General features: G+C 53.0%; 9 protein-coding genes and 1 pseudogene. 3 read left to right on the top strand and 7 right to left on the bottom strand.

Going from position 1 to position 12,650, the window contains the following annotated elements; genetic code table 11:
- Positions 1–19 precede the first annotated feature (19 nt).
- The 7 genes and pseudogenes from LHL18_RS11110 to LHL18_RS11080 all read right to left on the bottom strand — a co-directional run bounded on the left by LHL18_RS11110 (position 20) and on the right by LHL18_RS11080 (position 8,853).
- Entirely contained in the window at positions 20–661 is a 642-nt protein-coding gene (locus tag LHL18_RS11110; RefSeq protein WP_226767134.1) for a GntR family transcriptional regulator, read from the bottom strand.
- A pseudogene (locus LHL18_RS11105) lies at positions 661–1,839 on the bottom strand (benzoate/H(+) symporter BenE family transporter); the annotation flags it as partial. The pseudogene LHL18_RS11105 and the gene LHL18_RS11110, both read right to left, overlap by 1 nt.
- A gap of 49 nt (positions 1,840–1,888) precedes the next feature.
- On the bottom strand, positions 1,889–4,465 hold the full coding sequence (gene mutS / locus LHL18_RS11100; protein ID WP_226767132.1) for a DNA mismatch repair protein MutS: 2,577 nt from the start codon (positions 4,463–4,465) through the stop codon (positions 1,889–1,891).
- Between the two features lie 137 nt (positions 4,466–4,602).
- Positions 4,603–5,400 carry a gluconate 2-dehydrogenase subunit 3 family protein gene (locus LHL18_RS11095; protein WP_226767131.1) on the bottom strand — a complete coding sequence of 266 codons (798 nt, stop codon included), beginning with the start codon at positions 5,398–5,400 and terminating at the stop codon, positions 4,603–4,605.
- Positions 5,400–7,082: a GMC family oxidoreductase gene (locus tag LHL18_RS11090; RefSeq protein WP_226767130.1), complete on the bottom strand. Its 1,683-nt coding sequence runs from the start codon at positions 7,080–7,082 to the stop codon at positions 5,400–5,402. The genes LHL18_RS11095 and LHL18_RS11090 overlap by 1 nt, the downstream gene beginning before the upstream one ends.
- Positions 7,079–7,771 (bottom strand): 3-keto-disaccharide hydrolase, encoded by a 693-nt coding sequence (locus tag LHL18_RS11085; protein WP_226767129.1) that lies wholly within the window; start codon positions 7,769–7,771, stop codon positions 7,079–7,081. The genes LHL18_RS11090 and LHL18_RS11085 overlap by 4 nt, the downstream gene beginning before the upstream one ends.
- Positions 7,772–7,812: 41 nt before the next feature.
- A complete protein-coding gene (locus LHL18_RS11080; protein WP_226767128.1) occupies positions 7,813–8,853 on the bottom strand; it encodes a LacI family DNA-binding transcriptional regulator in 1,041 nt (346 codons plus the stop codon).
- Positions 8,854–9,121: 268 nt separating this feature from the next.
- Here LHL18_RS11080 and LHL18_RS11075 point away from each other — a divergent pair, with 268 nt between their 5' ends.
- The 3 genes from LHL18_RS11075 to LHL18_RS11065 all read left to right on the top strand — a co-directional run bounded on the left by LHL18_RS11075 (position 9,122) and on the right by LHL18_RS11065 (position 12,647).
- The gene (locus tag LHL18_RS11075; protein WP_226767127.1) at positions 9,122–10,288 is read left to right on the top strand and encodes a Gfo/Idh/MocA family protein; all 1,167 of its coding nucleotides are present in this window, start codon (positions 9,122–9,124) and stop codon (positions 10,286–10,288) included.
- A 19-nt stretch (positions 10,289–10,307) separates the two neighbouring features.
- Positions 10,308–11,363: a sugar phosphate isomerase/epimerase family protein gene (locus LHL18_RS11070; protein WP_226767126.1), complete on the top strand. Its 1,056-nt coding sequence runs from the start codon at positions 10,308–10,310 to the stop codon at positions 11,361–11,363.
- A gap of 66 nt (positions 11,364–11,429) precedes the next feature.
- Positions 11,430–12,647: a nucleoside permease gene (locus LHL18_RS11065; protein WP_226767125.1), complete on the top strand. Its 1,218-nt coding sequence runs from the start codon at positions 11,430–11,432 to the stop codon at positions 12,645–12,647.
- The last annotated feature ends 3 nt before the right edge of the window (positions 12,648–12,650 follow it).

The following is a 12,650-nucleotide window of genomic DNA, read 5'->3' as shown; positions in this document are numbered from 1 at the left end:
CCATAAAAAACAAGGCGCCTTACGGCGCCTTGTTTTTTTGCAGGTATTGCACCAGCAATTTGCTGGCGGAACTGATGTGGCTGATCAATAACTCGCAGGCGGTGCTGATGTTTCCGCCACGCAGTAAGCTGATGAGCTCGCGGTGTTCTGCTGCACTGGTGCCGGCATAGGCCAGCGCCTGTTCCTGATAGCCCAGATAGCGCGAGACCTGCTGATGTAATTGATCCAGCAAACGCAGTAAATGCGGTTTGCCACAGTCTTGATACAGCAGACGATGAAACTGCCAGTTCAGCTCGCCGCGCTGATAGGCCGGTAAGGTTGTTCCGGCATCAATGCTGGCCAGCATATCTTCCGCCTGACCAAGCCGGCTGAAGCTGATGTTAGCGGCGGCTAACTGCAGTGCCAGCGGCTCCAGCTGCAGCCGAAGTAAGCATAGCTCTTCGGCTTCTGCTGCGCTAAACCCCGGTACCTGCATGCCCGCCTTGCCATGCACCAGCAACCAGCCTTCATTGAGCAAACTTTGTTGCACATCCCGCACAACAATACGGCTGACGCCATAGTGCTGCGCCAGCTGTTGTTGCGTTAACACTGTACCTGGTAGCCACTGCAGCAGTTGAATATCCTGCTTGAGCTGCTGATACAGCTGATGTTTTTTTAACATCAGTTTTTACCGCGTAAGCCGTTGATGATAAGCAGAGTGACCGCACCGGCAACTATGCCCCAAAAGGCAGATGCGACGCCGAAAAAGCTGACGCCACTGGCGGTAACCAGTAAGGTGACCACTGCTGCTTCGCGGTGTTCGCCCTCAGCAGTGGCTACTGCCAGATTGGCGCCGATAGTGCCAAGCAGCGCAAGCCCCGCCAGAGCAGCAATCATTTCGCGCGGAAAAGCTGCAAACAGGGCGACAACAGTAGCCCCAGCCAGCCCGGCCAGCAGGTAAAACACTCCTGCTGCTATGCCGGCAATATAACGCTTGTCTTTATCCGGGTGCGCTTCGCTGCCGGTACAGATAGCGGCGGTTATGGCCGCCAGATTAATCGAAAATGCGCCCCAGGGCGCCAACAGCAGTGTTGACAGCGCGGTATGGCTGATAAGTGGCGAAACCGGTGTTTGATAGCCGCTGGTGCGCAGCACAGCAACGCCCGGAATATTCTGTGATGCCATTGTCACTAGCAGCAATGGCAAACCAACGCCCAATAAAGCACTCAGTGACCAGTGCGGTGTCACCCAGACCGGCGTCGTCAGGCTTAGTGTCACAGCCTGATAATTAAACTGGCCTTGCAGCAATACGGTAACTAAACCTGTCACTAACACCCATAAAATGGCATAGCGCGGTGATAACCGTTTAGCCAGTAAGTAGCTTAAGCACATCAAACCAACCAGCAGCAACTGGGTTTGTAATGAGGTAAAAATATTCAAGCCAAACTGCAGTAAAATGCCTGCCAGCATCGCGCTGGCCAGTGGCAATGGAATAAGACGGGTCAGCTTTTCAAACCAGCCGCTAATGCCTATCAGCAACCCCAGTACGGCGGTAAAAATAAACACACCAACGGCTTCATTAATGCTTAACCCTTGCAGGCTGGTCGCTAGTAAGGCTGCGCCCGGCGTTGACCAGGCGGTGATAATAGGGGCTTTGTAATACCACGACAGGCCGATACATGTCAGTGCCATGCCAATACCCAGCGCCAGCAACCAGGACGCCATAATATCCTGGCTGGCGCCAGCCGCCGCTGCGGCCTGCAGCACTATCGCTACCGAGCTGGCAAAGCCCACTAATACTGCCACAAAGCCTGCCACTATGGCTGACAGGCTGATGTCTTTTACTTGCATAACTACACCTGAACGTAAAAAGTATACCTAATTTAAAATGTATACATTTTAAGTCAAGCTATAACTGTTGTTTTAGCTGATACAGCAGCTCCAGTGCCTGGCGCGCGCTTAGATCGTCCGGGTTTATATCCCGCAATTGTTCGATAATAGGGTGCTCGGTCTCCAGCAGGCTAAGTTGAGGTGTTAATGCGCTTTGGGGCGACACCGTTATGTTAGCGCCTGATACTTGCGGCTTAGCATGCTGTTCCAATTCCAGCAGTTTATGCTGTGCACGCTGAATAACCGGCTTAGGCACACCCGCCAGTTGAGCAACCTGCAAGCCAAAGCTCTTGCTGGCAGCGCCTTCCTGAATATGGTGCATAAACACAATATCATCGCCGTGTTCTACCGCATCCAGATGCACATTGGCCAGCCCTGGTAGCTGCTCGGCCAGTTCGGTCAGCTCAAAATAATGGGTTGCGAACAGGGTCTGGGCTTTGATTTTTGTTGCCAGATAATCGGCGCAGGCCCAGGCCAGGCTGAGGCCATCGTAGGTGCTGGTGCCGCGGCCAATTTCGTCCATCAGCACCAGACTATGTTCGGTAGCATGATGCAAAATGGTGGCTGTTTCTGTCATTTCCACCATAAAGGTCGAGCGGCCTGAAGCTAAATCATCGGACGCGCCGATACGGGTGAAAATACGATCTACCGGGCCGATGCTGGCACTTTGTGCCGGCACAAAACAGCCAATATACGCCATTAACACAATAAGCGCGGTCTGGCGCATATAGGTTGATTTACCGCCCATATTAGGGCCGGTGATCATCAGCATGCGCCGTGTGCTATTGAGTGTTAACGGGTTAGCGATAAAAGGTTCGGTCAGTACCTGCTCTACTACCGGGTGCCGCGCTTGTTCCAACACAATGCCGGTTGTGGTAGTCAGCGTTGGCCGGCAGTAGTTTAAGCTGTCAGCCCGTTCGGCAAAGGTGCAAAGTACATCAAGCTCTGCCAGCGCCTGGGCCAGCTGTTGCAGCTGCGCCAGGTAGGGTGCCGTTAAGTCAAACAACTGCTCGTACAACTGTTTTTCCAGTGCCAGTGCTTTACTCTGGCTGCCCAGCACTTTGTCTTCGTACTCTTTTAGTTCAGGAATGATGTAGCGTTCATTGTTCTTCAGTGTCTGGCGGCGCACGTATTCAGGCGGCACTTTGGTATCCGCACTGCGACCGGTTTCGATGTAATAGCCATGAATTTTGTTAAAACCGACTTTCAGCGAGGCGATGCCGGTACGCTCGCGCTCGCGCTGTTCGAGTTGCTCCAGATAATCGGTGGCACCCGTTGCCAGTGCGCGCCACTGGTCAAGCTCGGCATTGTAGCCTGGCGCTATAACACCACCGTCGCGGATCAGCACCGGCGGCGTGTCGACAATAGCCTGTTGCAGCAGCTGACAAAGCTCTGGTACCGGCTTGGCTGCGTGGCTGATCTGCACCAGCTGTGCCGCATTTAGCTGAGCCAATGCCGGCGCAAGTTCAGGCAGTTGTTGCAGCGCCTGGCGCAGGCGGGCGAAATCCCGCGGGCGGGCACTGCGCAGAGCCAGCCTGGCAATAACCCGCTCGATATCGCCAATCTGTTTTAACGCGCTTTGCAGGTCATCGTATTCCTGCCGTAGTTCTGTTACCGCATCAAGGCGGGCATTCACGGCATGTTGATCGCGAAGCGGGGCGTGGATCCAGCGTTTAAGCTGGCGCGAGCCCATCGCCGTCTGGCTGCGGTCCAGCACAGCCGCCAGCGTGTGTTCGTAATTGCCGGCCAGATTCTGCGTCAGTTCCAAGTTACGCCGGGTGGCGGCATCCAGCACGATGTTGTCCTGTGCACGCTCCAGTGCCACGGCGCGGATATGCGGCAAAGCAGCGCGCTGGGTATCTTTAACGTACTGCATTACACAACCGGCCGCCATCAGCGCCACCGGCGCGTCGTCGACACCAAAGCTCAGCAAATCTTTGGTACCAAATTGCTGACACAATAAACGCCGTGCCGTACTGAGCTCAAATTCCCACACCGGCCGGCGGCGCGCACCTTTGCGTTTTTCAACCAGATAGTGTTCGGCAAAATCTTCCGGATATAACAGTTCGGCCGGGTTTAGCCGTTGCAGTAGGGCGGCTAAATCATCGCTGTTATCAACCTGATTCAGTAAAAAACGGCCGCTGCTGATATCCAGTTGGGCTAAACCAAACTGGCCGCGTAACTGGGTAATGGCGCAAAGCAGATTGTCCTGACGTTCGTTCAGTAGTGCTTCGTCAGTTACTGTACCCGGGGTGACGATACGCACCACTTTGCGCTCAACCGGGCCTTTGCTGGTTGCCGGATCGCCTATCTGCTCGCAGATCGCGACCGACTCGCCGAGTTGTACCAGCCGTGCCAGATAACCTTCTACGGCATGATAAGGCACACCTGCCATCGGAATAGGCGTACCGGCACTCTGACCACGCTTGGTCAGCGAGATATCCAGCAGGGCAGCTGCACGCTTGGCATCGTCAAAAAATAACTCGTAAAAATCACCCATGCGGTAAAACAGCAGGATATCAGGGTGTTCACTTTTAAGCCCCAGATACTGCTGCATCATCGGGGTGTGGGCGCTCAGGTCTTTACTTATGGTCATACAGATAGTCTGATCCGCGGCTAGGTGTGCTGATAAAGCAGGGGATTATAACAGAAGTTTTTCGCTGCGCACGACGCGGCATTACGCCAGTCCATACAATAAAAACAAGGCCGCATCAGCGGCCGTATTTTATTTGCTTAAGCAACCTGATAAGCAAACTCAGTCAGCCCAAGCTGTGCCAGAGTGTTATCAAGGTGGGCGTAAGCCTCTGCTGTTGGGCCCGGGTATACACCGGCAATAGGCACATTGCCCAGATAGCCAATATCTTTAATACCTTGTGGCGTGCAGAAATACGCAGCCAGTACCAGATTACGCAGCCGCGCAAACGCTTTGGCAATGCGCTGAAATTGCAACGGAGTGTTCTCGTTGTCATAGGCAATATCATCAACAATAGCCAACTGCTGTTTTGCAGTCAGGGCGCTAAACTGCCCGTTAAAACGCAGCTGCGCTTCGTCATCAATCCAGGCCAGTGCCGATAGTATCGTCAGCCGGTCACGCTGCTGGCTGGGGTAAGGTGCGCTGACCCATTCATCGACCACAGAAGGCACCTGTACCTGCGATGCCGAAGGCGAATCGCCTTCCTGTGGCACCAGAATGTCTGACAGCAGCGCCAGCGTCGTCAGCTGTGCCGGTGTCAAGGTTAATGGCCAGGGCGCTTCGGGTGGCATAATTAGGTTAGGATCTTTGCCATAGCCTTTAGCGTTAATGGCCGGCAGCTTTAGCTCTGGCCAGTGTTCAGTGCCAGTAGCGTTGCCCGTTTGGGTCGTTGTGGGTACCGGTTCACAGCCTGATAACGCCGGCAGCATAGTGCTGGCGGCCAGCGCTGCCAGCAGCTTTAATGAGTCACGCCTGCTTAAACGGTTGGTGTAAGCCGGCGAAGGGTCTCGTTGTAAGTCATCGCCGGCGGTTGTATGCATAAAGCCTGGTTTTTTCATTATAATTTCCCCGCTTTTAACTGTTCAGCCAGCCAGGCGCTGTTACGCATCGCCAGTGTCATAATGGTCAGAGTACAGTTTTTATGTGGGTTAGAGGCAAACACGCCACCATCCATAACGAACAGATTCGGGCAATCCCAGCTTTGTCCCCACTGGTTGGTTACCGAGTCAGCACTGGAGCTGCCCATGCGGGTGGTGCCGACTTCGTGGATAATTTCGCCGCCTTTTTTAATGGCATCTTCTGCCGCTGGCAGCTCGCCAACTTCAGCCCCCATGGTTTCCAGAATGGCTTTGGCGGTTTTCAGGCCATGTTCGACCTGTTTAAGCTCGTGCTCTGACCATTGCCAGTGAAAACGTGCCACCGGAATACCCCATTTGTCTTTTACTTCAGGGTCGATATCCATGTAACAGTGCTCGTTTGGCAGCATTTCACCACGCAGCGCAAAACTAACATAAGCACCATAGTTTGCCCGTACCTGCTGTTTCAGTGCTGGCCCATAGCCTTGCAAATTACCGCCGACATAGGCACCTGGTTCACTGAAACGGCCACCGAGCTCAAAGTGATAACCGCGCGGGAAATCCAGCTCTTTATTCGCCTGTGCTTTATGGCCCCACCATGGAATAAACAAATGATTCGCAGTGTGACCATCTTCGTTGTAACGTGGGCGGTTCATCAGCGCAGGCACCAGTGCTGACAGGCCGGCACCGGTAGAGTCCATCAGATTACGACCGACCTGGCCACTGGAGTTAGCCAGGCCATTCGGGTGGGTGGTAGTTTTAGAGTTCAGCAAAATACGTGCTGACTCGCAGGCACTGGCAGCCAGAATAATCACCCTGGCATTTAGCTGCTGTTCTGTCGCGGTTTTCTTGTCGATGTAACTGATACCCGTCACTTTGCCGCTACTATCGACTGTAACGGTTTTGACCATTGCATCGGTAATAATGCGCAGGTTGCCCGTTGCTTGCGCCATCGGCAGTAACGAGGTTGTGGTTTGAAAGGCTGCACCGATTGAACAACCATGACCGCATGGTGTGGCATAAAAACAGGCCGCTCTGCTATCCAATGGTTTTGTCAGTACTGCGCGGTGCATAGGTACAGCAGTGATACCATGTTTTTTCGCCGCCGCGGCAATTAATAGCTCCGGTACCCTGGGCGTTGGTGGCGGTTGCAATATACCCTCGCCAGAGGGCGGCATATCGTCAAGGCCGGTGTTGGTGCCACATACGCCAATTAACGCTTCTGTTTTGTCGTACCAGGGCGCAATGTCATTGTATTCAAATGGCCAGTCAGCCCCTAGGCCATCCCGGCTTTTGCCTTTAAAGTCATGTTCGCTAAAACGCAGCGAGTAGCGCCCCCAGTGGTTGGTGCGCCCGCCCAGCATGCGCGCGCGCCACCAGAGAAAGTCGGAACCTTCGGCTTTGGTGTAGGGTTCACCCGGTACCTGCCAGCCACCATCTACGGTGGAATCATAAAAGCCAAAATCTTTGTCCGGCGTCGATGCGCCCATCAGCGGTGCGGCTGAATTGGGTCTGAACATCGGTGTTTCGGTTTTCGGGTCGTAGTTACGGCCAGCTTCAAGCAGCAGTACTTTGTGGCCCTGACGCGTCAATTCATACGCTGCCATAGCACCACCGGCGCCGGAGCCGACAATCAGTACTTCGTAAGCAAAATCGTCCATCATTTCAGCTCTTTAATTTTCAGATTTTTAAACCACACCACATCGCCATGATCCTGCAAGCCGATGTGACCGCTGCTTTTTGCAGCAAAGCCTGGCCAGTTAGCAAACTTGCTTTCGGCCACCAGTTGCTGCCACTGTGGGCTTTGAATTTTTACTGAGACGGTTTGCACACCGTTTTGCCAGATGGTCAGCTGGTTGTCTTCTAGCAACACCCGTACCTGGTTCCACTCACCGGCTTTTTTATGCGAGGCGGCAGGGGAGGCAATCAGGTCATATAAAGAACCGGATAAATGGCTGGCCAGCTTGTTATCGGGGTGGCGCTCATTGTCGAGGATCTGAATTTCCGGCGCGTGAGAGTAAATTTGTTGGCCTGTTTCGTCAGCCAGAATAAAAATACCGCTGTTGCCAACCTCTGAAATCTTCCAATCCAGTTTCAAATCAAAATTCTGGTATTGTGCTTTGGTCAGAATATCGCCGCCGCCTTTGCCGTTTAGCTTCATTGCGCCATCTTCGATGATCCACTGCTTGCTCAGGCCTTGCTGTTTAAAGTTACGCCACTGCGACATGTCTTTGCCATCAAACAGCAGCTGCCAGCCGTTACGCTGTTCCTCTGCACTTAGCTGATTATCAGCAGCCAAAGCACTGAAACTGCTAAATGCCAGCAGTAACGCGGGTAGATAAAATCTGGTCATAACGGTCGTTCTCCTGTTGTCGTAGTGCTTGTTGTTATGTGTTAGGTCAAATGCACAGCTGGCGTATCAGTTGCCGGTTCAGACATTTTTACCGGGCCGGTGCTACCACGTAGTACCAGCTCAAATGGCAGGATAACTTTAGGCAACAGCGTCAGCTTCTGCTCCAGTACATCAATCAGCAAATTAACCGCGGTACGGCCAAACTCTTCGGCTGGCTGGGCAATGGTGGTCAGTGGAGGATCAGAAAAGGCGGCAAAAGAAATATCGTCAAAACCGGCCACTGAAATATCTTCAGGCACTTTTAAACCATGCTGTTTCAGGCACTGAAGAGCACCAATGGCCATTTCATCGTTTTCACAAAAAATAGCGGTAGGCCTTTGTTTGCGCTGCAAGAGCTGAGCGGTAGCCTGATGACCTGACTGCAGTGTAAAGTTACCGGGGCATAGCAGGGTTTCGTCAAACGCGACGCCTGCAGCATCAAGTGCATCACGATAGCCTGCAACTCTGTCCCGCGTCAGAGGGCTGCGAGCAGGGCCTTTAATCATCGCAATGTTGCGATGCCCCAGGCTGAGTAAATGCTCGGTCATTGCCATGGCGGCCGCTCTGTTATCCAGCGTTACTACCGGGCAGGGGGCTTTGTCCAGCACTTCACAGGCATTAACCATCGGCAGACGCTCTGTTGTCATATCCAAAGTGGCAAAAGGGTCAAAGGCGCGCAGTTGGATCAGGCCGTCAGCCTGAGAGGTTTGTACCAGCCGGGCATAAGCAATTTCGGCGTTATCATCTGCCATAGTGTTGCCCAGCAGCAACGAGTAACGCCTTTGTTGGGCCGCTTCCTGCATGCCGCTAATCACTCTGGCAAAAAACACATTGGCGACGGTTGGTACCAGCACCACCAGATTATGGCTTTTGCCTGAACGGAATTTTACTGCCAGCAAATTCGGTTGATAGCCAGCCTGCTTTACCGCAGCCAGCACTTTATTGCGTGTTTTAACAGACACCAGCTCCGGTTGCTGCAAGGCTCTTGATACAGTGGCAACGGACACTTCGGCCAGACGGGCCACTTCACGGATGTTAGACATAACTAAAATGTAACCGATATCATTTTATTTGCTGTTATAGGTGAAATAGACTTAAAATGAAAGTGCTTTAAGCGAAAAACTGCGACTTTATTTATGCCTTAAGCTGATTTTTGCCGGTTTTTTAGGCTGATTTGGTGGGTTTTGGTCAGAGGTTGGCTTGACAAGTTTAAATGTAATCCGTTACATCTGTTGTCTGGCGCAGGCAGAGTGATAATGCTGAGGTTTCTGTTCCCAGCAAGTTTTTGATATTGGCTGATAAGGACTCTTTATGGCTGTTGTTTCTCAACAAAGAATTCGCCTTGGCATGATAGGTGGCGGTGAGGGCGCTTTTATCGGTGCTGTACATCGTCATGCTGCAGCCCTGGATGGCCAGACTGAACTGGTTTGCGGTGCGTTTAGCCGGGATGCTGATAATAACCAGCGTACTGGTGCTTCGCTTGGGCTTGCGCCAGAGCGTGTATATGACAGCTGGCAGCAGTTGCTGGAACAAGAAGCGGCGTTACCCGCTGAGCAGCGCATGCAGTTGCTGGTGATAGTGACGCCAAATCAGTTACATGTGCCAATAAGCATTGCTGCTTTGCAGGCCGGTTTTCACGTATTCAGTGAAAAGCCTGCCGGGGTAACGCTGTCAGAAACCGAACGGCTGCACGAAGTGCTTGTTGCTTCCGGTTTGTTGTACGGACTGGCGCATACTTATCTTGGATATCCTATGGTATGGCAAGCCAGAGAGCTGGTCAGCCGCGGTGAGTTAGGAGTGCTGCGCAAGGTTTATGTTGAATACCCGCAGGGCTGGCTGACAGATAATCTTGAAGCGCAGCAGGCTAAACAAGCGAGCTGGCGCACCGATCCGGCGCAAGCTGGTAGTAGCGGCTGTATGGCTGATATCGGCACCCATGCTTTCGGTCTGGCAGAGTTTATCAGTGGTCAGCGTATCACTAAATTGTGTGCAGAGTTGGCAACGCATATAACAGGGCGCAGGCTTGATGATGATGGCGCAGCGTTATTTAAGACCGACGGTGGCGCCAGCGGCGTACTAATTGCCAGCCAGGTGTGCGCCGGCGAAGAAAACGCTTTGAAAATCCGCCTGTATGGCAGCAAAGGCGGCCTGGAGTGGCAGCAGATGGAACCAAACACTCTGGTGTTGCGGCCACACGGAGCCCCTGTTCAGTTGCTGCGGGCCGGCAAAGGTCAGGCCGGGCTTACTGATGAAGCTCTCAAACGCTGCCGGTTACCGGCAGGACACCCGGAGGGGTACCTTGAAGCCATGGCGAATCTGTACCGTGATTTTGCCACTGCAATTCGCCGTGCTGAACAGGGCACGCCTGCAGGTGTACCGGGTATTTCAGCCGGTTTACGCGGCATGGCCTTTATTGAAACCGTAACACAAAGCAGCACCAGCAGTGAAAAATGGCTGGACGTGCCGGTTACCGCCTAAGCTGATACAGGAGCAAAACATGAGTATTCAGGGACCCGCCATCTTTCTGGCGCAATTTGCTGGCAGCACAGCACCTTTTAATTCATTACCCGGTATGGCTAAGTGGGCGGCAGATTTAGGCTATCGCGGCATTCAGGTTCCCACCAACGATAGCGCACTGTTTGACTTAACCCAGGCTGCAGCCAGTCAGGATTACTGCGATGAGATTTTAGGCCGCTGCCGTGAAGCAGGTGTCGAGATCACTGAGCTGTCTACGCATTTGCAGGGGCAGTTGGTTGCCGTGCATCCGGCTTATGATGAATTGTTTGATAATTTTGCCCCTGCCGCATTAAAGGGCAAACCGGCAGCGCGCACCGCATGGGCTATTGAGCAGCTGAAGCTGGCAGCAAAAGCCAGCCAGCGGCTTGGTTTAACCGCGCATGCGACGTTTTCCGGCGCGCTGTTGTGGCACCTGGTTTACCCTTGGCCACAGCGGCCTGCCGGACTGGTTGAGCAAGGGTTTGCCGAGCTGGCAAAGCGCTGGTTACCCATTCTGGATGCGTTCGATGAGGCAGGTGTAGACCTGTGTTATGAGATCCACCCCGGAGAAGATTTACACGATGGCGCCAGCTTCGAGCGTTTCCTTGGCGCTGTTGGCGGCCACCGGCGCGCCAATATTCTGTTTGACCCAAGCCATTTTGTCCTGCAGCAGCTTGATTACCTCGACTTTATCGATCGTTACCATCAGCGGATAAAAATGTTTCATGTGAAGGATGCCGAGTTCAGACCAAACGGTCAGAGCGGCGTCTATGGCGGCTATCAGGATTGGGTTAACCGGCCCGGGCGGTTTCGCTCATTGGGTGATGGCCAGGTAGATTTTAAAAGCATTTTCAGCAAGCTAACCCAATATGGCTTCGACGGTTGGGCGGTGCTGGAGTGGGAGTGCTGTCTGAAAGATGCTGTGCAGGGAGCACAGGAAGGCGCACCTTTTATTCAGCAGCATCTGATTAAAAAGGCCGATCGTGCCTTTGACGACTTTGCCGGCAGTAACACAGATACCGCGCGTAACAGGCGTATTCTCGGGTTGACAGACTGACAATAACAAATACCAATAAACTCTCTATAACAAGCCCTGCCGACAGGGCGATCGACGGGGATTGACATGAGCATAATTAAACTACGTTTAAGCCTGATGATGTTTTTGCAGTTTTTTATCTGGGGAGGCTGGTTTGTTACCCTGGGAACCTTTCTGGCACAGAACCTGGCAGCCAGTGGTGCGCAAACAGCGCTGGCATTTTCTACCCAGTCCTGGGGAGCCATCATTGCACCGGTATTTATTGGCCTGGTGGCCGACCGGTTTTTCAATGCTGAACGTTTGCTTGCCATGCTGCACCTTACCGGTGCGGTATTAATGTATCTGATGTATCACACGGTAGATTTTGCCGGTTTCTATCCGTTAGTGTTGGGGTATATGCTGGCCTATATGCCAACACTGGCACTGGTGAACTCAGTGTCGTTCGCGCAGTTGGCCAGGCCTGAGGCCGAGTTTGGCCAGATCCGGGTGTGGGGCACTGTTGGCTGGATTGTCGCCGGGCTGGTGATCAGTTTTGTGTTTGGCTGGGATAGCCAGGTTGGTATAAGTACCGGTGCACTGAAGTACACATTTCTGATGGGGGCGATTGCGTCACTGGTGCTGGGTATATACAGCTTTACGTTACCGGCTACCTTGCCTGCCGGGCGGGGGCAACCGCTGCGTTTGGGTGAACTGCTGGGGCTGGACGCACTGAAGCTGTTAAAAGATAAGAACTTTGCGGTGTTCTTTGCCAGCTCAGTGTTAATTTGCATTCCGTTGGCCTTCTATTACCAGAATGCCAATCCGTTTCTGACCGAAATTGGTGTTGCCAATGCTACCGGCAAAATGACTTTGGGGCAGATGTCAGAAGTGTTGTTTATGCTGGCATTACCGCTTTTCCTTGGCCGCTTTGGCATTAAACTGACATTACTGCTTGGCATGTTCGCCTGGGTACTGCGTTATGTATTATTCGCATACGGCGATTCCGGTGAAGGTGTTGCTCTGCTGCTGGTTGGCATAGCTCTGCACGGTATCTGTTACGACTTCTTTTTTGTCTCCGGGCAGATTTATACTAACAGCAAAGCCGGTCCGGCGGTTAAAAGCGCTGCGCAAGGCCTGATCACGCTGGCCACCTATGGCGTGGGTATGTTGGTTGGCTTTAGTGTGGCAGGTTATATCACCGAACAGTATAGTGCTATGGCCGGACACAACTGGTTTAACATTTGGCTGTTCCCGGCAGGTTTTGCCGCCGTCGTGCTGGTGTTATTTGCATTGCTGTTTAAAAACGAGAAGCTATCGGCGAACTAGTCA

It is taken from the genome of Rheinheimera aquimaris, from assembly GCF_020531985.1.
Taxonomy (GTDB): Bacteria; Pseudomonadota; Gammaproteobacteria; order Enterobacterales; family Alteromonadaceae; genus Alishewanella; species Alishewanella aquimaris.
This window is presented reverse-complemented; position numbering and strand designations above follow the sequence as displayed.